Origin of the sequence: Halomonas sp. MMSF_3323 (assembly GCF_030733595.1) — a bacterium.
GTDB lineage: Bacteria > Pseudomonadota > Gammaproteobacteria > Pseudomonadales > Halomonadaceae > Halomonas > Halomonas litopenaei.
In genome coordinates this window covers 1-23,426 of record NZ_JASHIT010000032.1, presented here as the reverse complement: position 1 = coordinate 23,426, position 23,426 = coordinate 1, and the positions used below count along the sequence as shown (strand labels likewise).

19 protein-coding genes are annotated in these 23,426 nt (G+C 65.2%); 2 read left to right on the top strand and 17 right to left on the bottom strand.

Going from position 1 to position 23,426, the window contains the following annotated elements; all coding sequences use genetic code 11:
• Positions 1–22 precede the first annotated feature (22 nt).
• From RBB39_RS16030 to yrfG, 6 genes are all read right to left on the bottom strand, one after another.
• Complete coding sequence (locus tag RBB39_RS16030) at positions 23–2,392, bottom strand: Tex family protein (protein WP_045994137.1); 2,370 nt, start codon at positions 2,390–2,392, stop codon at positions 23–25.
• Between the two features lie 107 nt (positions 2,393–2,499).
• Positions 2,500–2,997, bottom strand: a complete 498-nt coding sequence (gene msrB, locus RBB39_RS16025; RefSeq protein WP_045994136.1) for a peptide-methionine (R)-S-oxide reductase MsrB — start codon at positions 2,995–2,997, stop codon at positions 2,500–2,502.
• A 348-nt stretch (positions 2,998–3,345) separates the two neighbouring features.
• Entirely contained in the window at positions 3,346–4,902 is a 1,557-nt protein-coding gene (locus tag RBB39_RS16020) for a phosphoenolpyruvate carboxykinase (protein WP_306169183.1), read from the bottom strand.
• A gap of 329 nt (positions 4,903–5,231) precedes the next feature.
• Entirely contained in the window at positions 5,232–6,107 is an 876-nt protein-coding gene (gene hslO, locus RBB39_RS16015) for an Hsp33 family molecular chaperone HslO (RefSeq protein WP_045994134.1), read from the bottom strand.
• Between the two features lie 99 nt (positions 6,108–6,206).
• Positions 6,207–6,593 (bottom strand): RNA-binding S4 domain-containing protein, encoded by a 387-nt coding sequence (locus RBB39_RS16010; RefSeq protein ID WP_045994133.1) that lies wholly within the window; start codon positions 6,591–6,593, stop codon positions 6,207–6,209.
• Positions 6,586–7,266, bottom strand: coding sequence for a GMP/IMP nucleotidase (yrfG, locus tag RBB39_RS16005; protein WP_045994132.1), 681 nt, complete (start codon positions 7,264–7,266; stop codon positions 6,586–6,588). Before yrfG ends, RBB39_RS16010 begins: the two co-directional genes overlap by 8 nt.
• A gap of 379 nt (positions 7,267–7,645) precedes the next feature.
• Between yrfG and nudE the strand changes: the two genes are divergently transcribed.
• Positions 7,646–8,230 carry an ADP compounds hydrolase NudE gene (nudE, locus tag RBB39_RS16000; RefSeq protein ID WP_045993076.1) on the top strand — a complete coding sequence of 195 codons (585 nt, stop codon included), beginning with the start codon at positions 7,646–7,648 and terminating at the stop codon, positions 8,228–8,230.
• Between the two features lie 122 nt (positions 8,231–8,352).
• Here the strand turns inward: nudE and RBB39_RS15995 are convergent, their stop codons facing one another.
• From RBB39_RS15995 to nrdR, 11 genes are all read right to left on the bottom strand, one after another.
• Positions 8,353–9,444 carry an oxidoreductase gene (locus tag RBB39_RS15995; protein WP_045993077.1) on the bottom strand — a complete coding sequence of 364 codons (1,092 nt, stop codon included), beginning with the start codon at positions 9,442–9,444 and terminating at the stop codon, positions 8,353–8,355.
• A gap of 246 nt (positions 9,445–9,690) precedes the next feature.
• Positions 9,691–11,538 (bottom strand): dihydroxy-acid dehydratase, encoded by a 1,848-nt coding sequence (gene ilvD / locus RBB39_RS15990; RefSeq protein ID WP_045993078.1) that lies wholly within the window; start codon positions 11,536–11,538, stop codon positions 9,691–9,693.
• A 213-nt stretch (positions 11,539–11,751) separates the two neighbouring features.
• Entirely contained in the window at positions 11,752–14,199 is a 2,448-nt protein-coding gene (lon, locus tag RBB39_RS15985) for an endopeptidase La (RefSeq protein WP_045993079.1), read from the bottom strand.
• A gap of 194 nt (positions 14,200–14,393) precedes the next feature.
• Positions 14,394–15,650, bottom strand: coding sequence for a DUF945 family protein (locus RBB39_RS15980; RefSeq protein WP_045993080.1), 1,257 nt, complete (start codon positions 15,648–15,650; stop codon positions 14,394–14,396).
• A 59-nt stretch (positions 15,651–15,709) separates the two neighbouring features.
• Positions 15,710–16,183, bottom strand: coding sequence for a phosphatidylglycerophosphatase A (locus tag RBB39_RS15975; protein WP_045993081.1), 474 nt, complete (start codon positions 16,181–16,183; stop codon positions 15,710–15,712).
• The gene (gene thiL, locus RBB39_RS15970; RefSeq protein WP_045993082.1) at positions 16,180–17,139 is read right to left on the bottom strand and encodes a thiamine-phosphate kinase; all 960 of its coding nucleotides are present in this window, start codon (positions 17,137–17,139) and stop codon (positions 16,180–16,182) included. The genes RBB39_RS15975 and thiL overlap by 4 nt, the downstream gene beginning before the upstream one ends.
• A 12-nt stretch (positions 17,140–17,151) precedes the next feature.
• On the bottom strand, positions 17,152–17,652 hold the full coding sequence (gene nusB, locus RBB39_RS15965; protein WP_045993083.1) for a transcription antitermination factor NusB: 501 nt from the start codon (positions 17,650–17,652) through the stop codon (positions 17,152–17,154).
• Positions 17,649–18,146, bottom strand: a complete 498-nt coding sequence (gene ribE / locus RBB39_RS15960) for a 6,7-dimethyl-8-ribityllumazine synthase (RefSeq protein ID WP_045993084.1) — start codon at positions 18,144–18,146, stop codon at positions 17,649–17,651. Before ribE ends, nusB begins: the two co-directional genes overlap by 4 nt.
• Before the next feature lie 121 nt (positions 18,147–18,267).
• Positions 18,268–19,413 carry a bifunctional 3,4-dihydroxy-2-butanone-4-phosphate synthase/GTP cyclohydrolase II gene (ribBA, locus tag RBB39_RS15955; protein WP_045993085.1) on the bottom strand — a complete coding sequence of 382 codons (1,146 nt, stop codon included), beginning with the start codon at positions 19,411–19,413 and terminating at the stop codon, positions 18,268–18,270.
• Positions 19,414–19,660: 247 nt separating this feature from the next.
• Positions 19,661–20,821, bottom strand: a complete 1,161-nt coding sequence (gene ribD, locus RBB39_RS15950) for a bifunctional diaminohydroxyphosphoribosylaminopyrimidine deaminase/5-amino-6-(5-phosphoribosylamino)uracil reductase RibD (protein WP_045993086.1) — start codon at positions 20,819–20,821, stop codon at positions 19,661–19,663.
• Positions 20,818–21,303, bottom strand: a complete 486-nt coding sequence (gene nrdR / locus RBB39_RS15945; protein WP_045993087.1) for a transcriptional regulator NrdR — start codon at positions 21,301–21,303, stop codon at positions 20,818–20,820. The genes ribD and nrdR overlap by 4 nt, the downstream gene beginning before the upstream one ends.
• A 193-nt stretch (positions 21,304–21,496) precedes the next feature.
• Here nrdR and RBB39_RS15940 point away from each other — a divergent pair, with 193 nt between their 5' ends.
• Complete coding sequence (locus RBB39_RS15940; protein ID WP_045993088.1) at positions 21,497–23,254, top strand: sugar phosphorylase; 1,758 nt, start codon at positions 21,497–21,499, stop codon at positions 23,252–23,254.
• Positions 23,255–23,426 lie beyond the last annotated feature (172 nt).

Below are 23,426 nucleotides of genomic sequence, written 5' to 3'. Positions count from 1 at the left end.
TATGGCGTTCCATTGGCAGGTTTCAAGAACGACCCTGCTTCGCCTTGAGCAGAGCGGCACCCAGAGCGCCCATGGGAGCGGCCTCGTCGCGCCCTCCCTTGCCTGCCTGACCGCGACCCTGCTGGCTCCGAGGGCCCTTGCCCTTGCCACCGCCTTCGCGACGTCTGGGGGCCTGGCGAGCGTCACCTCCGTCGGCGCTGTCGGGAGTATCGTCCATGCGCATGGACAGCCCGATACGCGAGCGCTGCAGATCCACGTTCATCACCTTGACCTTGACGATGTCGCCCGCCTTGACCACGGTGCGTGGATCCTCGACGAAGCGGTCCGACAGCGCTGAAATGTGCACAAGACCGTCCTGATGCACACCGATATCGACGAAGGCACCGAAGTGGGTGACATTGGTCACGGTACCTTCCAGCACCATGCCCGGCTCGAGGTCCTTGAGCGTCTCGACGCCCTCGCGGAACTGCGCTGCACGGAACTCGGGACGAGGGTCGCGGCCAGGCTTGTCGAGCTCGGCGATGATATCGCTGACGGTGGGCACCCCGAAGCGCTCGTCGGCAAACTCGCTGGGCTTGAGCGCCTTCAGCGTGGCGCTGTCGCCGATCAGCCCGGACAGCTCGCGCCCGCTGCGCTCGGCGATGCGCTCGACCAGCGGATAGGCCTCCGGGTGCACGGCGCTAGCGTCCAGCGGATTGGCGCCGTTCATGATGCGCAGGAAGCCGGCGCACTGCTCGAACGTCTTGGGCCCCAGCCGGGACACCTCGAGCAGATCACGGCGATCACGGAAGGCGCCCTTGGCGTTGCGCTGGGTGACGATGTTCTCGGCCAGCCCCGGATTGAGCCCCGCCACCCGCGACAGCAGCGCCGAGGAGGCGGTATTGAGGTCGACCCCCACCGCGTTGACGCAGTCCTCGATGACCACCTCGAGGCTGCGTGACAGCTGGACCTGGGAGACGTCGTGCTGGTACTGGCCGACGCCGATGGACTTGGGTTCGATCTTGACCAGCTCGGCCAGGGGGTCCTGCAGGCGGCGCGCGATCGACACCGCGCCACGAATGGTCACGTCGAGATCAGGCAGCTCGCGGGAGGCATACTCGGAGGCAGAGTACACCGAGGCCCCCGCCTCCGAGACCATGACCTTCGACAACCGGGGATCCTTCATCGCCTTGAGCAGATCCCCGGCCAGCCGATCGGTCTCCCGGCTGGCGGTACCGTTGCCTACGGCGATCAGCTCGACGCCGTGTTTCTTGACCAGTTTCGCCAGTTCGGCAAGCGACGCATCCCACTGATTCCGCGGGGCGTGGGGAAAGATGGTGGCCTGCTCGAGGAACTGCCCGGTGGCATCGACCACCGCCACCTTGCAGCCGGTGCGCAGGCCGGGATCGATGGCCAGCGTGGCCTTGGGGCCGGCCGGCGCCGCCAGCAGCAGATCCTTGAGGTTGGCGGCGAAGACGTCGATGGCCTCGCCTTCTGCCCGCTCACGCAGACGCCCCATCAGCTCGGTCTCGAGATGGGTGTAGAGCTTGACCCGCCATGTCCAGCGCACCACCTCGGCCAGCCAGCGGTCGGCCTTGCGCCCCTCGTCGCGAATCTCGAAGTGACGCGCGATGGCGACCTGGGCTGGGTGCACCGGCGCCTCGTCTTCGCCAGGCAGGCGCAACGCCAGCGCCAGCACACCCTCGTTACGGCCACGGAACATCGCCAGGGCGCGGTGAGAAGGCACCTTGGCGAGCCGTTCGTCGTGTTCGAAGTAGTCGGAGAACTTGGCGCCCTCCTGCTCCTTGCCGGCGATCACGCGGCTGGACAGCTCGCCCTCGCTCCACAGCCTCTCGCGCAGGCGTCCGACCAGCTCGGGGTCCTCGGCGAAGCGCTCCATCAGGATCTGCTTGGCGCCATCGAGCGCCGCCTTGGCGTCTTCGATCGCCGGCGTCTCGCCTTCGGCAGGCCGCAGGTAGCCCGCGGCTTCGGTCTCGGGGTCGAGGGTTGGATCGGCCAGCAGCGCGTCGGCCAGCGGCTCGAGACCCGCTTCCCGGGCGATCTGTGCCTTGGTCCGGCGCTTCTTGCGATAGGGCAGGTAGAGGTCTTCCAGGCGCTGCTTGGTATCGGCAGCCTGGATGCTGGCGGCCAGCGAATCGCTGAGCTTGCCCTGCTCGTCGATGGCCGCAAGCACTGTGGTGCGGCGCTCTTCCAGTTCACGCAGATAGCCCAGGCGCTCTTCCAGGTTGCGCAGCTGGGTATCGTCGAGTCCTCCGGTCACTTCCTTGCGATAGCGCGCAATGAACGGCACCGTCGCGCCGCCATCCAGCAGCTCGACGGTCGCGGAGATCTGAGGGGCCTTGACCGCCAGTTCTTCGGCCAGGCGGGCAATGATCTTGGCTGTAGCGTCCATGAAATCCTTGGCAATACGACGTCTGTGATCCGGCCAAGGTATCACAAAGCGCCCTTTTGCGCCGCCGCCACCCGCTGCCCGGCGTCATCCCCCGGGCAGCTTTTCGTTCAGGCCGGAACGAACTTGAGCGCGACCCCGTTGTTGCACCAGCGCAGACCGGTGGGATCGGGCCCATCCTCGAACACGTGCCCCTGATGACCACCACAGCGAGCGCAGTGGTACTCGGTACGCGGCCACAGGATCTTGTAGTCCACACTGGTCAGCAGGTGGCCCTCCACGTGCTCGTAGAAGCTCGGCCAGCCGGTGCCGGAGTCGTACTTCATGGCGCTGGTGAATAACAACAGATCACAACCGGCACAGCGAAATTCGCCTTCACGCTTCTCGCCGTCGAGCGGACTGGAGCCTGCCGGCTCGGTCCCTGCCTCGCGCAGCACATCGTACTGGGCCGGGCTCAGGCGCTCACGCCACTCGCTCTCGCTCAATTCCAGCGGCTCGATATCGGGACTTGGCGAAAGCTCCAGCTCCGGGCGGGCATTGGCCACCGCCGGCACCATGCTGGCGAGGCCGCCGAGCCCGAGCAGCGCGAGGAAATTGCGTCGTTTCATTGTAGAGTCTCCTGCGTCAAGGATTGTGCTGGGTCGGTCTGCCCCTCCCCTTCCTTACACTCAATCGTCGCTGTCCGTCCGGACCTTCGCCAACTATCGACGGCAAGGCGCTGGAACAAGAGCAAAAAAAGAGGAGAAGGCCATCGCCTTCTCCTCTTCTCGACCCCTGCCTCGCGGCAAGGTTCAGTCGTTTACTGCCTTGGCAACCCGCAGGTTAAACCAGGCCCGGAGCCGCCTAGACCAGACTCGGGCCCGCCTTGACGATGGCGTCGCTGACGCCGTCGAACTTCTTGGCCGTATGTCAGCCCTACAAACTTGGCCCTCGGCCTGTATCAGGCCCGAAGCCGCCTAGACCAGGCTCGGGCCCGCCTTGACGATGGCGTCGCTGACGCCGTCGAACTTCTTGAAGTTCTCTACAAACTTGCCTGCCAGTTCGCTGCGCTTGCGATCGTAGGCCGCCTGGTCTTCCCAGGTCTGACGCGGGTCCAGCAGGCTGGAGTCGACGCCGGGCACGGACACCGGCACCGACAGGTTCAGGCCGTCGATGTGGCGGGTTTCCACGTCACGCAGCACGCCGGTCTGGATCGCGTGGATGATGGCGCGGGTGGTCGGGATGGAGAAGCGTGAGCCGCCCTCGCCGTAAGCACCGCCGGTCCAGCCGGTGTTGACCAGGTAGACCTGGGCGTCCTTCTCGGCCACGCGCTTGATCAGCAGATCCGCGTACTCGCGGGCCGGGCGCGGGAAGAACGGCGCACCGAAGCAGGTGGAGAAGGTCGTTTCCAGACCGCTGGAAGAGCCCATCTCGGTGGAGCCCACCTTGGCGGTGTAGCCGGACAGGAAGTGATAGGCGGCGGCTTCCTTGGACAGCACCGACACCGGCGGCAGCACGCCACTCATGTCACAGGTCAGAAAGACGATGGCGTTGGGCTCGCCGGCGCGGTTCTCGGCCACACGCTTGTCGACGTGCTCGAGCGGATAGGCGGCGCGGGAATTCTGGGTCAGGCTGTCGTCGGCGTAGTTCGGCTCACGACGATCGTTGAGCACCACGTTCTCGAGCACGGTACCGAACTTGATGGCGTTCCAGATGACCGGCTCGTTCTTTTCCGACAGGTCGATGCACTTGGCGTAGCAGCCACCCTCGAAGTTGAACACGGTACCGACGCCCCAGCCGTGCTCGTCGTCGCCGATCAGGTAGCGACCCGGGTCCGCTGACAGGGTGGTCTTGCCGGTGCCGGACAGGCCGAAGAACAGGGTGGTCTCGCCGTCTTCGCCGACGTTGGCGCTGCAGTGCATGGGCAGCACGTCGGCCTCGGGCAGCAGGAAGTTCTGCACCGAGAACATGGCCTTCTTCATCTCGCCGGCGTAACGCATGCCGGCGATCAGCACCCGGCGCTTGGCGAAGTTGATGATCACGCAGCCATCGGAGTTGGTGCCGTCACGGCTCGGCTCACACACGAAGTGCGGGGCATTCTGGATTTCCCACTCGTCCTTGCGTGACGCATTGTAGGCCTCTGGACGCACGAACATGGTGCGGCCAAAGAGGTTGTGCCAGGCGGTCTCGGTGGTCACACGAACCGGCAGGTAGTGGGTCGGATCGCTGCCCACGTGAAGCTCGCTGACATAGCTGTCCTTCTCGCCCAGGTAGCCTTCCACTCGCTCCCACAATGCATCGAAACGCTCGGCGTCGAAGGGACGGTTGACGCTGCCCCAGTCGATCTGTGCGCTGGTGGACGGTTCGTCGACGATGAACCGGTCCTTGGGGGAGCGCCCGGTACGTTCACCCGTCTTGACCACGAGGGCGCCGTGGGAGGCCAGTCGGCCCTCGCCCTGGGCCACCGCACGCTCGATGAGCTCGGCAGTGCTGAGGTTGACGTGAACGGTAGAAGACTGCGTGGTGGTGGTCATAGGATTCCTGGGCCTTCGGCTTCTCTCTCGTGGACTGGCGCCATCCGACAGGGCGAACGGCGCAAGGGATCCGGCGAGTCGACTACGCGGTTCGACCGTCTTCTTCGACTGACGACGCGTCCGGGATCGGCGGGGATTATGGCAAAAAACCCCGAGACAGGAAATGCCCATTTTTCAAGACGTTATTGTAGTTTAATTACAACATTTCGGCCTTTTTGGTGCATTTCCTGTCATTCCACTACAAACCTGCAACCGCCACCGCAGTCCCGATAACCTCGAGCCTGCCATTCATGCCAGCGAAACGGCTCGGGCCTGGACGCTGCAACCGCTCAATGCACCGTTGGGCTGCCGTCGCTGGGGTCCTCGATCAAGGCTTCGACATCGGCCGCGGTGAAGGCGTAGCGGGTGTTGCAGAAGTGACACTGGGTCTCGATCGTACCTTGCTCCGCGACGATCTGACGCAATTCCTCGTGCCCCAGCGACATCAGTCCCCCGGCGATGCGCGAACGAGAACAAGTACAACCAAAACGCAACGCCTTGGATTCGAAGGTACGCAATGGCTCCTCATGGAACAGCCGCACCAGCAAAGTTGCCGCATCCAGTTCCAGCAATTCCTGTTCGCTGAGGGTGGCAGCCAAGTGATAGGCGCGATCCCAGGCGTCGTCATCCTGATTGAGCGACTCGTCGGGCAGTCGTTGCAGCAGCAGGCCACCGGCGCTGACACCGTCCGCCGCCAGCCACAGCCGCGTGGGCAGCTGCTCGGACTGGGTGAAGTAGGCTTCCAGGCAGCCGGCCAGGCGATCGTGCTCGATGCCGACGATACCCTGATAGCGCCGCCCTTCCCTGGGGTCGAGGGTGATCACGATCTGGCCTTCCCCCACCAGCTCGCGAAAGCCGGCCTCATCGCCGGGCAGTGCCGCATCTTCGGCGAGGCGGGCGATGGCGCGAAGCTCACCACCAGGATTGGACTCCGCCATCATCAAGGAGACGTCACCACTGCCGCGCACCTCGAGGGTCATGGTGCCGTCAAGCTTCACGGTGTCGGTCAACAGAGCCACCGCCGCCAGCAGTTCACCGAGCTGGCGATTGACGGCGGCCGGATACTCGTGACGCTTCAGTACCTCGTCGTAGGCCTCGGACAGGCGGGTGACTTCGCCGCGGACGTTGGTGTCATCGATAATGAATCGCTGTATCTGATCAGCCATGAAAAACGATCTCTGCTGGGCGCGCCCCGGCGGGCGCGCGTCTGACGAAAAGAAGAAGGGTGTTCGACGAGGGCGCGGGGATGAGCGCGACGCGCGCCGTCAGGAGCCGCCCTCGCGCTGGAAGCGCTTGATATCGCGGCGCGCCCGCTTGTCGGGGCGCTTGAGCGGATGCTTGAAGACCTCGTTGGCCTGGCGGCGCTGATCGGCCTCGCGCTCGCGACGTTCGCGACTCTGATCGGTCTCCTGGTACAGCCGCCGCGCCTCCGGCGCCCCACGACGCTGCTCGCTGACCTCGAGCACCTCGACCTCCCACACATCCCAGCCCTGAGGCGCACGAATCAACATGCCGGGGCTCACCGACTTGCTGGTCTTGGCCCTGGCCCCGTCGACCTCGACCTTGCCCCCCTCGATGGCCTTCTTGGCCAGGGCGCGGGTCTTGAAGAAACGTGCCGCCCACAGCCACTTGTCGAGTCTGACGCTATCCACGGGGGGCCTCCGGAGTCTGCGGCGCCGAGGGCATGATATCGGCGAAACGGTCCAGCGCGATAAAGTCCTTGAGCGACTTCTCCGGCCGCCGGCTGTCCGGCTGGCGGATCCCAAGCAGATGGCGAATACCGTACTCGCGAGCGCTTTCGAGCACCACCGCGTTGTCGTCGATGAACAGGGTCCGCTCGCGGTCGAAGGGCTCGATCTCGTTGAGCGCATGCCAGAACGCCTGTTCTTCCTTGGGCTCACCGATATCGGCAGACGACACGATGGCGTCCAGGTAGTCGTCGAGGCCCGTCAGCGGCAGCTTCAGCGCCAGACTCTCGCGATCGGCGTTGGTCGCCAGCACTACTCGCGGATGGGCGCTCTTGAGCCAGCCCAGAAAGTCCAGAGCATCGCCACGCAGGCCGATCAGATGCTGGACCTCGCGCTTGAGCGCGACGATATCCACGTCGAGCTCGCGGCTCCAGTAGGCCAGGCTGTACCAGTTGAGGGTGCCCTGCTCCCGGATGATACGCGCGCGCACCACTTCCTGGGTGGCCTCATCCAGCTTATGCAGTTCAACGTAGCGGCGAGGCAGATGCTCCAGCCAAAAATGACTGTCGAAGTGCAAGTCCAGCAAGGTGCCGTCCATGTCCAGCAGCACGGTATCGATGGTGTCCCAATCGAGCATTACCTCATCTCCAGCCATCACCAGCTCAATGCTTGTTCCACTGCGCCGGCGAACGTCCGCCGACACCTGAGTAACGTGTTAGTGTACCTCAAAGGCATTCGGGCTCGCAGCCCGGGCGCTTGCGCCTGGTCTCGGCCCGGTGCGGACGGCGGATGTCCCGCGACGCCGCCAACCCCATGTTCATTACGCTAGGCTCTGTCCGAAAAGTCGACGAGCGAAGGTTAGACAAGGCAAAAATCGGTGAGACAGCGCAGTTTACGGGGTGTAAATGAGCATGTTGATCCGATTTTTAACGCCGTATTACCGAGCGCAGGCACTTTTCAGACAAGCCCTAGTCATTACGCTATTCACCAGCCCATCCCACCGCCCAGGAGCCCCCATGGACGACAGTTCCCCGGAAAAACCCCGCATCCTCTCACGCAAGACCGTCGCCGAGAGCCGTCTGTTCCGGGTCGAGGAACTCGAACTGCGCTTTTCCAACGGCGCCGAGCGTCACTTCGAACGGCTGCTTGGCAACGGCAAGGGCATCGGCGCGGTCATGATCGTCGCCATGCCCGACCCCGACCATGTGCTGCTCATCCGAGAGTACGCCGCCGGATTCGAGGACTATGTACTGACCCTGCCCAAGGGCGTCGTGGACCCCGGCGAGGATATCGTCACCGCCGCCAACCGCGAGCTGATGGAAGAGTGTGGTGTGGGCGCCCGGCGTATCGAACCGCTGGTCGAGCTTTCCCTGTCGCCCAACTATATGCGCCAGCGTATGCAGGTCATGCTGGCGAGCGACCTCTACCCCAAGCGCCTGGAGGGCGATGAGCCGGAGCCGCTGGTGGTGGAGACCCATGCGCTGGACAGCATAACCGCGCTGCTCGCCCGGGAGGACTTCCACGAGGCCCGCGCCATCGCCGCGCTGTACATCGCCCGGGACAAGCTCAAGGGCGAGCAGGCCGATACCTCGCTTTGGTAAGACCCACCCTACCAATACGACCAGGGGGCCCTGACGGCCCCCTGGTCAACGTGCCTTGGTCGAATTTGCCTTGGCCAAGCTTCCTTGGCCAAGGCCCTCTTGTCGTGCCTGGCTGATTCGCCTCAGCGACGGGCGTGCAGCCGGCGGAGGTTGCTGTTGCCTTCCTTCAGGCGCACCCAGCGCCCCTGGCGGTAGCTGTCGAGCCCCGCTTCCAGCAAGGTCATCACGTCCACCGCCTGCTCGCCGGACACCGGCGGCGGGTCGCCATGCAGCAGGGTCTGAGCGACGGCAGTGTAAAAGGCGGGATAATTGCCCGGTTCCGACAGCCACTCTTCGGTGACCAGGTCCGGCTCCTCGGCGCTGCCCCGGTTGAGGGTCAGTTGTCCCGGCGCATCGTCGACGCCCCAGTCTTCACTCGGCATCAGTCCCTGCTTGAGCCAGCCTTCCTGGGGGTCGAGCCCGTAGATCGAATAGCTACCCTCGGTGCCGTGCACCACGAAGCGCGGGCTGGGCTCGGCTACCAGCGAACTGGCCTGCAGGGTCACCCTGAGGCGGTCGTACTCGAGCAGCGCCAGAAAGTCGTCATCCACCTCGGCGCCGTCTCTGGCGGAGGCCAGTTCCAGCAGAATCGCCCGAGGCATGCCGAACAGCTCTATGGCCTGATCGAGCAGATGCGGGCCGAGGTCGTACCAGATGCCGCCACCGGGCTTGTGCTGCTCTCGCCAGCGGTTGTTCACCGCCGGTCGATAGCGATCGAAACGCGAGGTAAAGGACGTCACTCGCCCCAGCCGGCCCTGCTCCAGAAGCTTGCGCACTGTCAGGAAGTCGCAGTCCCAGCGACGATTGTGAAAGACGCTGAGCAGCAATTCCGAGCGGTCCGCCTGGGCGCGGAGCTGACGCGCCTCCGAGGCCGACACAGTGATCGGCTTGTCCACCACCACGTGCTTGCCTGCCGCAAGAGCCGCCTTGGCCATGGCATAGTGCTGCTCGTTGGGTGTAGCAATCACGATCAGGTCAACGTGGCGCACCTCGAGCAGCTCGTTGAGCTTGGCGTGCACCGTCACGTCCGGAAGGTCACGCAAGACCTTGTCGGCGTCGGAGCTGACCACCGAGGTCAGCTCGAGCCCTGGCGCGGCCTGGATCAAGGGGGCATGGAAGGTCTTGGCAGCCATGCCGTAACCCACCAGGCCCACATTGAGAGTCTGTGTTTTCATAGCGGTCCCCGTGCCTGCATCTCGCCCATCTTGTCGAGGGCTTCTTTGATCTGTCGATCCCCTGTCACGTCAGAATGACCAAATCCCCGGAAATTATCGAGTTCCGGCGTACACGCAAGCTGTTTCATTTCGCTGATCGGTCGCTCATTTCTTCAAGCGAGTCGCCTGAGCGCTGGACGCCATCAACGATGAAGGCCGGCGTATGCCGGCCTTCATCGAGCTACTCTGTGCTAAAAAGCGCAGATATTAGTCGTCAAGCTTTTCCAGATCGCGCACCGCGCCCATGTCTGCCGAGGTGGCCAACAAGGCATAGGCCTTCAGCGCAGGAGTCACCTTGCGCAGACGCTGAATGCTCGGCTTCCAGGCATCCTTGCCGCGCTCCTGCTGGCGCTGGCGGCGCTCGGCAAGCTCGGCGTCGTCCAGCAGGACATTGATGCTCCGAGCGGGGATGTCGATGCGGATACGGTCGCCGTTTTCCACCAGAGCGATGGCGCCGCCGGCGGCGGCCTCCGGCGAGACGTGGCCGATCGACAGCCCTGAGGTGCCGCCGGAAAAGCGTCCGTCGGTGAGCAGGGCGCAGCCCTTGCCCAGTCCCTTGGACTTGAGATAGGACGTCGGGTAGAGCATCTCCTGCATGCCCGGGCCGCCCTTGGGGCCTTCGTAGCGGATCACCACCACGTCGCCTTCCTTCACCTTGTCGCCAAGGATATGTTCCACCGCCTGATCCTGAGACTCGACCACGTGGGCCGGCCCTTCGAACACCAGGATGCTGTCGTCGACGCCGGCGGTCTTCACCACACAGCCGTTCTCGGCGATGTTGCCCTTCAACACGGCGAGCCCGCCCTCCTTGGAGAAGGCGTGTTCGTAGTCGCGGATACAACCGGTGGCGCGGTCACCGTCCAGGCTCGGCCAGCGGGCGCTCTGGGAAAACGCCGTCTGGGTCGGGATACCACCGGGGCCGGCCTTGAAGAAGTTGACCACCTCCGCCGACGGATTGCGCATGATGTCCCACTCGTCGAGGGCCAGCTTGAGGCTGTCGCCGTAGACCGTGGGCACCGAGGTATCCAGCACCCCGGCGCGATCCAGCTCGCCGAGGATCGCCATGATGCCGCCGGCCCGGTGCACGTCCTCGATGTGATACTTCTGGGTATTGGGCGCCACCTTGCACAGCTGTGGGACTTCGCGGCTCAGCCGGTCGATGTCCATCATGTTGAAGTCGACGCCTGCCTCCTGGGCGGCGGCCAGCAGGTGCAGGATAGTGTTGGTGGAGCCGCCCATGGCGATGTCCAGGGTCATGGCGTTCTTGAACGCCGCCTTGGAACCGATGGCACGGGGCAGCAGGTGCGCCTCGTCGCCTTCGTAGTAGCGCCTGGCCAGCTCGACGATGCGCTCGCCCGCCGTCTCGAACAGGCGGCGGCGATCGGCGTGGGTGGCCAGCACCGTGCCGTTACCCGGCAGCGCCAGACCCAGCGCCTCGGTCAGGCAGTTCATGGAGTTGGCGGTGAACATGCCGGAGCAGCTGCCACAGGTGGGGCAGGCGCTGCGCTCGACCTCGTTCAGGGTTTCCTCGTCCACCGAATCGTCGGCGGCCATGACCATGGCGTCCACCAGGTCCAGGCCGTGATCCAGCAGCTTGGTCTTGCCGGCTTCCATGGGGCCGCCGGAGACGAAGATCACCGGCACGTTGAGGCGCATGGCGGCCATCAACATTCCAGGCGTGATCTTGTCGCAATTGGAGATGCACACCAGGGCGTCGGCGCAGTGGGCGTTGACCATGTACTCGACGCTGTCGGCGATCAGATCGCGACTCGGCAGCGAATAGAGCATACCGTCGTGACCCATGGCGATACCGTCGTCCACGGCGATGGTGTTGAATTCCTTGGCCACACCGCCGGCCTTTTCGATCTCACGGGCGACCAGCTGGCCCATGTCCTTCAGGTGAACGTGGCCCGGCACGAACTGGGTGAAGGAGTTCGCCACCGCGATGATCGGCTTCTGGAAGTCGCCATCCTTCATGCCGGTGGCGCGCCACAGGGCGCGAGCGCCGGCCATGTTGCGACCGGCGGTGGTGGTACGGGAGCGATACTCAGGCATGGAATCCTCGTCATTTTTCGTCCACCCGTGATGCAGAAGGCAACCGGGCGGTGTCGCGTGTCCAGACTGTCGATTCTGTCACGCACAGACGGCACTGACTAGCCTTGCACAGGCCATCACGCCACGGGCCCGAGAACCGCGTCATGCGGCCTCGGGCCCGATCCGGAACGGCTTGCCGGCTCACTGTCGGCGAAATGCGCCGTCATATTGCCGCTAGCCGAACACCACCTTGGCGACGTCCTTGTACCGATTGGCGAAATGCACGGTCATGCCGTCCTTGAGGTACTCCGGCAGTTCATCATAGTCGCGCCGATTGGCCTCGGGCAGGATCACCTCGAAGATATCGCTGCGGCGCGCGGCGATGACCTTCTCGCGAATGCCCCCTACCGGCAGCACCTGTCCGGTCAGCGTCAGCTCGCCTGTCATCGCCAGGTTGCGCTCGATGGACTGATGACGCGCCAGTGACAGCAGCGCCGTGGTCATGGTCACCCCCGCCGAGGGGCCATCCTTGGGGGTGGCGCCTTCCGGCACGTGCAGGTGAACAAAGGAGGCATCGAAGAAGCCGGCATCGGCGCCGTACTCGGTCAGGTGCCCCTGAACATAGCTGTAGGCGATGTTAGCCGACTCCTTCATCACGTCGCCCAATTGGCCGGTGAGCTTGAAGCCGCGATCCAGCCCGTGCACCTTGCCGGCCTCGATGGACAGGGTGGCACCGCCCATGGAGGTCCAGGCCAGGCCGGTGACCACGCCCTGCCCTTTCATCACCTTTTCCTTGCGGAACAGCGGGGCGCCGAGGAACTCCTCGAGGTTCTTGAGCGAGACCTTGACCGTCGCCTGGTCGTTCTCCAGAAGCTTGACGGCGGCCTTGCGCACGATCCGGTGCAGCTGTTTCTCCAGTTGCCTGACACCGGCCTCCCTGGCGTAGCCCTCGACCACCTGGCGCAGGGCTGCGGCGGTCAGATTGATACGCTTTTTGGGGATATTGTCGCGCTTGAGCAGCTTGGGCCAGAGGTGGTTCCTGGCGATGGCCTGCTTCTCTTCGGCGATATAGCCCGACAGGCGAATCTGCTCCATACGGTCGAGCAACGCCGGCGGGATGGAATCCAGGGTATTGGCGGTGCACACGAACAGCACCTTGGACAGATCCAGACGCACGTCCAGGTAGTGGTCGAGGAAGTCGACGTTCTGCTCCGGGTCCAGCACCTCGAGCAAGGCCGAGGCCGGATCACCCTGGAAGGACTGGCCCATCTTGTCGATCTCGTCGAGCATGATCACCGGGTTCTCGACCTCGACCTCCTTGAGCGCCTGGACCAGCTTGCCGGGCATGGCGCCGACGTAGGTGCGCCGGTGGCCCTTGATCTCGGCCTCGTCGCGCATGCCACCCACCGAGAAGCGATAGAACTCACGGCCGAGCGCCTCGGCGATGGAGCGACCGATGGAGGTCTTGCCGACACCTGGTGGTCCCACCAGCAGCACGATGGAGCCCCCCACGTCACCCTTGAAGGTGCCCTCGGCGAGGAACTCGACGATCCGCTCCTTGACGTCGGTGAGTCCGTCATGGTCGCGGTCGAGTACCTGTCTGGCGTGGCCCAGGTCCAGCTGGTCCTGGCTGCGCTGGCCCCAGGGCATGGCCGTCAGCCAGTCCAGATAGTTGCGGGTGGTGCCATATTCGGGCGAACCGGTCTCGAGCACCGACAGCTTGGCCAGCTCATCGTCGATGCGTTCCTGCACCCGCTCGGGCACCTCGCGGCCCTCGAGGCGCGCGCGGAAGGTGTCGACGTCGTTTTCACGGTCGTCCTTGGAGATGCCCAGCTCACGCTGGATCACCTTGAGCTGCTCGCGCAGGAAGAATTCGCGCTGACGCTCCTGCATCTGGGCGTTGACCTGCTCGCTGATCTCGCTCTGCAGCTGCGCCACCTCGATCTCCTTGCGCAGCAGCGGCAGCACCTTCTGCATCCGCGGCACCACCGGCAGCGTGGCGAGCACGTCCTGCAGCTCCTGCCCCTGGGCGGAGGTGATGGCGGCGGCGAAGTCGGTCAACGGGCCCGGCTCGTGGGGACTGAAGCGATTGAGGTAGTGCTTGAGTTCCTCGCCGTACAGCGGATTGATCGGCAACAGTTCCTTGATGCCGTTGATCAGCGCCATGGCGTAGGCGCGGGTCTCGTCTTCCTCCGCGTCCACCGGCTCACGAGGGTAGGACACCTCGACCAGAAACGGCGGGGTGCGCGACAGCCAGCGCTCGATCTTGAAGCGTCGCACGCCCTGGGCGATGAACTGGATCTGGTTGTCCTCGCCCTGCAGCTTGTGGGCCTTGACCGCGGTGCCGATGGTCGGAAAGTCCTCGTGGGACAGCTCCTCGACACCGGCCTCTCCGACGAAGGCGAGACCGACGGTGTCATGGGGCGTATTGGCGACCCGCTCGATGGTCTCGGACCAGCGTTCGCGGTTGATCACCAGCGGCTGCACCTGGGCGGGAAAGAAGGGACGATTGTGAATCGGCAACAGGTAAAGCCGTTCCGGCAGCGAGGCGCTGGCAGGAATCACCGCATGGCCCTGGACCTGCTCGCCATCGGCCAGGCCGTCCGCGGTTCCGTCTTCGGCGTCGCCACTCATGGGAATCCAGTCCAGATCGTCGGACCGGGGATCGCGATCATCGCTCATGGTGTCCTCATCCTGAAGTAGGGGGCGTCTTGCCCGTCTGGGTATCAGCAATGCGGGCGACCACGACCAAGTTCAAGGCGTGACAGGAGGATAGCAGCAGAGTGACGCCATCGGGGACGCTGCCGGGCCCGGCCGGGAGGGAATTCAGAGGACAGGAATCTGGTGGCTCTTCTGACGGTGTGAACGGAGTCCGCTCAACCACCCAGCAGCGGTGGTAACGGACGTCCGTTGACCCGCAGTCGCCCCTTGACCACGTCGATGCCCAGCATCGAGGTATCCAGCGGCAACCCCAGCCACAGCGCGACCACGGCCGGCGGATCACGCCATTCGAAGTCTCCGTCCAGGCGCTGGCGAAAGCGCTCGCGCATCTCGGGGCGATCCAGCGACAGCAGGCTCAGCGACGCAAGATCTCGGGGGTCCAGCACCAGCACGCCCTCGCCCTTTAGACTCAGTCCCAGCATGGGGCTGTCGAGATCCACGTCCTTCAGATCCAGACGCGGAGAGTCCTTGAGCAACTGGGCCAGGGCGCGATCCATCGCCGAGTAGGCCTCGGCGTCCTCGAGCGAGACGGTGCCTAGCGCGGTCTTGTGACGCGCCAGGGCCACCACCGAACGCAGCGCCTCGGCGTTGATGCGAGACAGCTCCAGACTGACCTCGCCGTCCACCAGCATGTCGTCGCCGGAGCGCACCTCACCGATGGTCAAGGTGCTCTGCAGCCTCAGCTCGCTGTCATCCAGCAGGGTGCGGGCCTCGAGCACCAGTTCGGTGCCATCCAGGTTGACCTGAGGGTGACGCAGACTGACGGCGTCCAGGGTCAGCTTGTCCTGCTGGGTGAAGTGCAGGGCCCCGGGGGTATAGGCGTAACGGCTTTCGTGATGGAGCGGGCCGATTTCCAGCACCGCGTCTCCATCGCGCAACTCGATCGCCTCCAGCAGCACCTGGGTGCGCCAGTCGCCATAGACTCCGTCAAAGGCGATACGTCCACCGGAGAATTGCAGCGAGCGAGGCGCTTCACCGGACGGAGACTGACTGATGAGAAATGGTGCCAGCCGCAACTCCCCCTGCAGGGTGCCCCCCAGGGTGCGGTAGTGAGCTTCCCAGCGGGGCGGGCTTGCCGGCATGGCATCACCGAACAGGCGCCGGTCGGCGTCGCCGACGTGTACGTCGAGCCGGCCAAAGACGCTGGTATCGAGTACGCCGTGGCGTGCCTCATAGGGAATCGCAAGATGCCAGGCGTGACCGATCAGGGGAGCCACATGCAACACGCCGGAGGAACGCAGCCAGCCCTGCTCCACGTCGTCGCGCGAGATTCGCAGGTCACCGCGCGCCTCGAGATCGGCAAGCGCCCTCTCCAGTTCGCGCTCGAACAGCAGACTGGCGATATATTGGGCCACCGCCCAGGCCAGCGCCAGCACCACCACCACCGGTACGATCCATCGTTCCTTGCGCATTCCTTGCCCTCTCTGCCGAGAGGAGCCTCCCTGCCCCCGTCGGCGTGACGATACGCTGTTCAGTGTAGCCAGAACCACAGGTGCATGGTGCACCAGGAGTAAACGCCGGCCATGACATCATCGACCATGATGCCGAAGCCGCCGGCGACGCGACGATCGGCCCAGCGGATGGGCCAGGGCTTGATCACGTCGAATACGCGAAAGACAACGAAGCCCCACAGCGCCGCTTCCCACGAAAAGGGCACCGCCGCCATGGTCAGCCAGTAGCCGACAAACTCGTCCCAGACGATACCGGAGTGGTCGTGCACGCCGAGGTCCCGGGACGTCTTGTCGCACAGCCAGACACCCCAGACGAAGGTGATGGCGATCATCACCAGGTACCAGCCCAGGGTCAGCTCGGACAACAGCCAGTAGAAGGGAATGGCCGCCAGGGTCCCGAAGGTCCCCGGGGCAAAGGGCGCCGCCCCGCTGCCCAGCCCGAAGGCAAGAAAATGGGTCGGTCGACGCCACACGCTAGCCGGTGCTTTGTTCACGATGTCCCTCCGTGGAAATGTTGCCACCCCGGCAGCGAAGAGGCATTCACCCCTTGTATCCCCGGCGACGCGGTGACCTGGCCGATGGCAACGAAGGCGAGCCCCAGTTCCGCCAGTGCCAGGCGGGCCCGATCGAACGCCGCCGACGGCAGCGCCACGACCAGCTCGTAGTCGTCGCCGCCGGTCAGGGCGGCCTCTCGGGCCGCCTCGGTGCCGAGGGCCTCTACGAGCCCTTCGGCCAGAGGCAGCGCTTCGGCGTCAAGACGCGCCCCGACACCGCTGGCTTTCAGCAGGTGACCAAGGTCGGCAAGCAAGCCGTCGGAGACGTCGATGGCCGCGCTGGCCAGTCCCCGCAGCGCCAGACCTGCCTGCCAGCGCGCCTGGGGCAACAGGTAGCGGGCAAGCAGCGGTGACTCAAGATCTCGCTGACCCTCGTACCAGGCCGCCAGTCCCCCGGCGCCGCCACCCAGCGCACCGGTGACCGCCAGCACGTCGCCGGCGCGGGCACCGTCGCGACGCAGCGCCTCGCCCGTGGGTACCTCACCCATCACGGTGACGCTGACGGCGCGTTGGCCCCGGGTGACGTCGCCCCCGACCAGGGTCATGTCCGCCTCGTCGCACACAGCATGGAAGCCCTGGGCGAACTTTGCCACCCACTGCTCTTCCACCTCGGGCAACGTCAGCGCCATCAGACACCAGCGCGGCTGCGCGCCCATGGCGGCCAGATCACTCAGGCTCACCGCCAGGGCGCGATGCCCCAGCGCCTGCGGCGGTGCGTCTTCGGGAAAATGCTGCCCTTCCACCGACGTGTCGACGCTGACCACCAGTTCGTGCCCTGGCGCAGGGCGCATCAGGCAGGCGTCGTCACCCACCCCGAGCGAGACGCCGGAGGCCTTGCCGGGCTCGCCCGTCGTGGGCGCCAGCCAGCGCTCGATGAGTTCGAATTCTCCGTACATCAGGCGCGACCTTCAGCGGCGACGGGCACTGACCTCGGCGCTTCTGAGCTTGATGGCCAGCTTGTCGAGAATGCTGTTGATGTACTTGTGGCCATCGGTGGCGCCAAAGGACTTGGCCAGCTCGACCCCTTCGTTGATCACCGCCCGATAAGGGACCTCCAGACGCTTGGACAGCTCGTAGGCCCCAAGGCGAAGGATCGCCAGCTCGATCGGGTCGATGTCCTCGAGGCGGCGGTCCAGCAGCGGCGAGATGGAGGCGTCGAGCTCCTTGCGGTAGCGTGCGACGTTGTGCAGTAGCTCATGGAACAGCGCCAGATCGGCGATTTCCATGACCTTGAGCCAGTTCTCGTGCACCTCCAGGTCGTCATCGGGCACCTGGCTGCGAAATTCGGCCTCGACCGCGGTGATGGACTTGTCGGTCATCTGCCACTGATAAAGTCCCTGCACCGCCAGCTCGCGAGCCGCACGGCGAGACTGCTGGGCCTTGCTGGGCGCACGCTGTTCGCGGCTCATGCGGGGGTCTCCTCGGCATCGTCACCAAAATGACGCAGCAGCGACACCATCTCCATGGCGGCCATGGCGGCTTCGACGCCCTTGTTGCCGGCCTTGGTGCCGGCCCGCTCGATGGCCTGCTCGATGGAGTTGACCGTCAGCACACCGTTGGCCACCGGGGTGTCGAACTCCAGCTGCAGCCGCGACAGCGCGGAATTGCACTCGCCGGCCACGTGCTCGAAGTGCGGGGTACCGCCGCGAATGACCGCGCCGAGCGCGACCACGGCGTCGGGACGCGCCACCGCGAGCACACGCTTGACCGCCAGCGGCAGTTCCCAGGCACCCGGGACGTGGACGATGTCGATCATCTCCATGTCCACCCCGTGGCGCACCAGGCTGTCCACCGCGCCCTCGACCAGGCTATCTACCACATGGTGATTGAAGCGGCCCACGACGATCACGTAGCGGCCCTGGACGTCGACGAAGCTGCCTTCGACTTGGGAAATAGGTTGCATCTTGAATCTTCCTGAATGTACCGGCCTGGGGCCGGTAATCGGGGTGACCCTGTCAAAGGGCCTGTCCCCTGGTAAAAACCGAAACACCGGACGCCAGCATTACTGCCTCGCCCGGCGTGAATCAACCGCTGATATCAGCTGGCGAGACGATGTCCACCACCTCGAGATCGAAACCCGACAGCGCGGAGAACTTCCACGGTGAGCTCAGCAGACGCATCCTGCCGACACCGAGCTCGCGCAGGATCTGGGAGCCGGTGCCGATGGTCAGGTAGTTGCCGGCGCCGTCGGACTCGCTGCCGCGAGCGGTGCGGCGGCGCTCCAGGAACACCTGCAGCATATCGTTGAGGTCCTGATGCGGACGCATGTCATCGAGCAGCACGAAGACACCCTGATCGGCCCGCGCCACCTCTTCCAGCGCCTGGTGGGCGCGCCAGGAGGCGTCCTCGCCCTTGACCAGGCACATCAGGTCACGCATCTCGTTGGCCAGATGCACCCGCACCGTGGTCACGCTGTCCGGACTCGGCGAGCCCTTCACCAGCGCCAGGTGGTGCACCTTGTGGGTGCGGTCGAGAAAGACGTGGGCGGTCAGCTCACCGTAGGCGGTGGTCACTGGCAGTCGCTCGACCTCTTCTACCGTCTGCTCGTTGTGGATCCGGTAGTGGATCAGGTCGGCGATGGTGCCCATCTTGATCCCGTGGGTCTCGGCGAAGCGCTCGAGCTCAGGACGTCGGGCCATGCTGCCATCGTCGTTCATGACCTCACAGATCACACCGCTGGGATCACAACCGGCCAGGGCGGCCAGATCGCAGGCCGCCTCGGTGTGGCCGGCGCGCCGGAGCACGCCGCCGGGCTCGGCCATCAGCGGAAAGATGTGGCCGGGCTGGACGATGTCTTCTGCCTTGGCATTGCGCGCGCAGGCGGCCTGCACCGTGCGCGCGCGGTCAGCAGCGGAGATGCCGGTGCTGACCCCTTCGGCGGCCTCGATGGACAGGGTGAACTTGGTACCGAAACCGGAGCCGTTGTCCTGCACCATCAGCGGCAGCTTGAGCTGTTCGCAGCGCTCCCGGGTCATCGGCATGCAGATCAGACCACGGGCGTGAACCGCCATGAAGTTGATGTGCCAGGCCTCGACCTTCTCGGCGGCCATGATGATGTCACCTTCGTTTTCCCGATCCTCGTCGTCCATCAGGATCACCATGCGGCCCTGGCGGATATCCTCGACGAGTTCGGCAATAGGGGCCAGGCCCCCGCTGGAAGACTGCGACATGTATGCTCCCTGGATCTAAAATGGCCACTCGCGACGGCGGCCAGAAACCGCGTCAGGGTACCGTGGCGCGGCGTCGGGCGCCAGTCATAGTGGCGCGGCGTCGGGCGCCTGAGATAGTGGCGCGGCGTCGGGCGCCTGAGATAGCGGCGCGGCGTCGGGCGCCTGGGATAGACAAAGACCAGACAGGGCGTCGGGCGCCGCTTATATGAAGCCCCGCTACTGCGATCCCCCGGCGACTTTCGTCGGGTCAGTGCTCGGCGCAGGCGGCCAGCGCCGGGCGCGCCAGAATACGCCAGTCCTTGCCGAGGGCGCGGATATCGAGAATTTCCAGAGGCCGTTGCTCGGCCATGCGTTCGATACCCGACAACGCCATCAGCCCGCGCGCGTTGGAGCCGAGCAGGGTCGGCGCCGTGTAAAGACGCAACTCGTCCACCAGACAGGCATCCATCAAGGCACCTGCCAGGGTCGCGCCGGTCTCCACCAACAGCTCGTTGCAGCCGCCCTCGTCACCGAGCCACTTGAGCAGCGCGCCAAGATCGACGCGGCCGTCGTCGCCTGCAGGCATCTCCAGCACCCGCGCGCCGGAGCGCATCAGCGCGTCTCTGCGAGGGGATTCGCTGCCCTCGACGCAGACCACCAGCGTCTCCCCTGGCTCGCTCAGGCAGGCCGCGGCCAGCGGCATGCGCAGGCGCGAGTCCACCACGACCCTAAGCGGCTGGCGTCGGGCGATGACTTCGGCGTCATCGAGCCCGAGCTGATCGGCACGCACCGTCAGCCGCGAGTTGTCGAAGATGATCGAATCCACCCCGGTGAGGATGGCGCAGCTCTGAGCCCGCAGCCGCTGGACGTCACGCCGAGCCTCGGCACCGGTGATCCACTGGGACTCGCCGGAGGCCATGGCGGTACGGCCGTCGAGGCTCATGGCGAGCTTGAGGCTGACCCGTGGACGCCCCCGGGTCATGCGCGACACGAAGCCGGCGTTCAATACCTGGGCGTCCGCCTCGAGGCAACCGCGCCTTACCTCGACCCCGGCGTCACGCAGGCGTGCGATACCGCGTCCCGCCACCTGAGGATTGGGATCCTGCATGGCTACCACCACCCTGGCGACACCGGCCTTGATCAAGGCATCGCAGCAAGGCCCTGTGCGCCCCTGGTGAGAGCAGGGTTCCAGCGTCACGTAAGCGGTGGCGCCTCGGGCGTGCTCACCGGCAGCCTCGAGTGCATGGACCTCGGCGTGGGGCTCCCCGGCGCGCTGATGGTAGCCGTCGGCCAGATGCTTGCCGTGCTTGACCAGTACGCAACCGACCCTCGGATTGGGCATGGTGGTGTAGCGACCGCGTTCGGCCAGCTTCAATGCCCTGGCCATCCAGGCTTCATCCTGGCCTGCCGTGATGTCCGTCGGATTCATGTGCTCTCCCCGGTGTCGGGCGAGAAACTCGGCTCCTGGGCCAGGCGGTCGATCTCGGCACGAAATTCGTCGATATCCTGAAACCGTCGATAGACTGAGGCAAAGCGGATATAGGCCACCTGATCGAGGCGCTTCAAGGCATTCATCACCTCTTCACCGACCACCCGCGCCTGGACCTCGCGCTCGCCCCGTGCGCGGAGGTTCTGGCGGATACGTTCCACCGCCGCCTCGATCGACTCGGCGCTGACCGGGCGTTTTTCCAGCGCCCGCAGCATGCCGGCCCGCAGCTTGATCTCGTCGAACACCTCCCGCGAGCCATCGGCCTTGATGATCCGTGGCATGATAAGTTCAGCGGTCTCGTAGGTGGTGAAGCGCTCACCGCAGCCAGCACACTGCCGCCGTCGGCGCACCTGATCACCTTCGGCGACCAGCCGGGAGTCAGTCACTCGGGTCTCTTGGGCGCCACAGAAGGGGCAATGCATAGCGGACAGTCCGGCAGGAAAAATATGTCGCCATAGTGTAACGGCTGAGGCCTGCCCCGCCCAGCGCAATGGCCCAGGTCATCCGCGATTTCAGCTGAGTTGGCACGCCCTGTGCTTGATACTTTCTTTCTAGCCGTCAATGAAATGGCGAGCGCTCACGGGGCAAGGCGCCCCCACGCCTGCGGAGGACACCATGGCAAGCCACCTCTCCCCCCTGGAACCCGACGACTTTCGCCAGCGTGCCGCAGAGCTGCTCGCGCCTCTCTATGGTGCACGCAGCGAAGAGGTCCTGCGCCGTCTGCTGCGCCTGATCGAAGCGCAGGGGGCCGGGTTGAGGCACCGTCATGGTGCACGCCAGACGCTGTGGAGCGAGCAGGACCAGTGGCTGATCGTCTATGGCGACTCGCTGCTGGATGCCGACAAGCCCCCCCTGGCGGTACTCGATGAGTTCCTGAGCAAGCGCCTGAAGACTGTCTTCAGCGGTGTCCATGTGCTGCCCTTCTTCCCCTGGAGCAGCGACGACGGCTTCTCGGTGATCCACTATCGCGAGGTCGACCCGAAACTGGGCGACTGGCGCGATATCCGGCGCCTGGCCAGTCACCATGATCTGATGGTGGACCTGGTGCTCAACCATGTCTCGCGGGAATCGCTGTGGTTCGCCGACTATCTCGGCGGCAACCTGCCCGGGCGCGACTACTTCATCGAGATGGACCCCGATACCGATCTCAGCGAGGTGGTGCGTCCGCGCAGCTCACCGCTACTGGTCCCCGTCAGCACCCGCCGTGGCGTTCGCCACCTGTGGGCGACCTTCTCCGAGGACCAGATCGACCTCAACTTCGCCAACCCCGACGTGTTGATCGAATTCGTCGGCATCCTGCTGTTCTACCTGCAGCAGGGCGCCCGCATCGTCCGGCTGGACGCCGTCGCCTTCCTGTGGAAACGCCCCGGCACCCGCTGTATCCACCTTCCCGAGACCCACGCGGTGGTGCGGCTGTTGCGGGCGGTGGTCGACCACGTCGCCCCCGGCACCCTGATCATCACCGAGACCAATGTGCCCCACGCCGAGAACATCAGCTACTTCGGCCTGGAGCGACAGGACACGCCGCCCGACGAGGCCCACCTGGTCTACCAGTTCCCGCTGCCACCTCTGTTGCTGCACACCTTGACCAGTGGCGAGGCCGGCACCCTGGCGCGCTGGCTCGACAGCCTGCCCGAGCTCCCCGCCGGCTGCAGCTATCTGAACTTCACCGCCAGCCACGATGGTATTGGCGTGCGCCCGCTGGAAGGCTGGCTGGAAGGCCACGAGATCGACGCCCTGGTCGCCTTGATGCAGCGCTTCGGTGGCTTCGTCAGCATGCGCCGGCAGGCCGACGGCAGCGACAGCCCCTACGAGCTCAATATCACCTGGTTCGACGCCATGAGCGGCACCCGGCGCGGCCCCGACCCGTGGCAGGTCGAGCGCTTCCTGTTGAGCCAGCACCTGATGCTGGTGCTGAAGGGTATCCCCGGCGTCTACCTGCACTGCCTGACCGCCACCCAGAACGACCACGACGGGGTCGAACGCAGCGGGCGCCTGCGTTCGATCAATCGCAAGCGCTGGGACCGCCAGGAGCTGGAACCTCTGCTGGACAGCCGTCACACGCCGACCCGCGAGGTGTTCTTCGCCCTCACCCGACGCCTCGAGATCCGTCGCAGGGAACCCTGCTTCCACCCCGATGCGGCCCAGACGGTCATCCCCACACCACCGGAGCTGCTGGCGATCCAGCGCGGCCCCCTGGACGATGGCCGTCGACTGTTGGCCATTCACAACGTCACCGATCGGCCTCAGCCACTGGTACTGGACGGCCTCGACCAGTCCGGCTGGCAGGACCTGCTGGAAGGAGGCGCCTGGCGGCCCGTCGACACCCTGGCCCCCTATCGTTCACTGTGGCTGGTGCGCACCGACAGATAAGCCACCGCGCGCTCGGTGTATCACACAACAGCGCGGCCCTGGCGCTTTCACTGACCGGCGACGTCAGCGGTCGAACCGATGGCGTTTGCTGCTGTCCTAGTGCGAGTGATTCTCGCTTGTCGCGGGATTCGTCCTACAAGATGCCGGAGAGTAACGACATGCCCCGCCGCCC

Coding starts and splice junctions, on each gene's coding strand:
- RBB39_RS15995 (WP_045993077.1), bottom strand. CDS start 9,444: ATGAAAACACAGACTCTCAATGTGGGCCTGGTGGGTTACGGCATGGCT.
- ribBA (WP_045993085.1), bottom strand. CDS start 19,413: ATGTCGCAGTCTTCCAGCGGGGGCCTGGCCCCTATTGCCGAACTCGTC.
- msrB (WP_045994136.1), bottom strand. CDS start 2,997: ATGAAACGACGCAATTTCCTCGCGCTGCTCGGGCTCGGCGGCCTCGCC.
- RBB39_RS15940 (WP_045993088.1), top strand. CDS start 21,497: ATGGCAAGCCACCTCTCCCCCCTGGAACCCGACGACTTTCGCCAGCGT.
- RBB39_RS16030 (WP_045994137.1), bottom strand. CDS start 2,392: ATGGACGCTACAGCCAAGATCATTGCCCGCCTGGCCGAAGAACTGGCG.
- yrfG (WP_045994132.1), bottom strand. CDS start 7,266: ATGCTCGATTGGGACACCATCGATACCGTGCTGCTGGACATGGACGGC.
- RBB39_RS15980 (WP_045993080.1), bottom strand. CDS start 15,650: ATGCGCAAGGAACGATGGATCGTACCGGTGGTGGTGGTGCTGGCGCTG.
- ribD (WP_045993086.1), bottom strand. CDS start 20,821: ATGAATCCGACGGACATCACGGCAGGCCAGGATGAAGCCTGGATGGCC.
- nudE (WP_045993076.1), top strand. CDS start 7,646: ATGGACGACAGTTCCCCGGAAAAACCCCGCATCCTCTCACGCAAGACC.
- ribE (WP_045993084.1), bottom strand. CDS start 18,146: ATGCAACCTATTTCCCAAGTCGAAGGCAGCTTCGTCGACGTCCAGGGC.
- thiL (WP_045993082.1), bottom strand. CDS start 17,139: ATGTACGGAGAATTCGAACTCATCGAGCGCTGGCTGGCGCCCACGACG.
- ilvD (WP_045993078.1), bottom strand. CDS start 11,538: ATGCCTGAGTATCGCTCCCGTACCACCACCGCCGGTCGCAACATGGCC.
- nrdR (WP_045993087.1), bottom strand. CDS start 21,303: ATGCATTGCCCCTTCTGTGGCGCCCAAGAGACCCGAGTGACTGACTCC.
- RBB39_RS16020 (WP_306169183.1), bottom strand. CDS start 4,902: ATGACCACCACCACGCAGTCTTCTACCGTTCACGTCAACCTCAGCACT.
- hslO (WP_045994134.1), bottom strand. CDS start 6,107: ATGGCTGATCAGATACAGCGATTCATTATCGATGACACCAACGTCCGC.
- nusB (WP_045993083.1), bottom strand. CDS start 17,652: ATGAGCCGCGAACAGCGTGCGCCCAGCAAGGCCCAGCAGTCTCGCCGT.
- lon (WP_045993079.1), bottom strand. CDS start 14,199: ATGAGCGATGATCGCGATCCCCGGTCCGACGATCTGGACTGGATTCCC.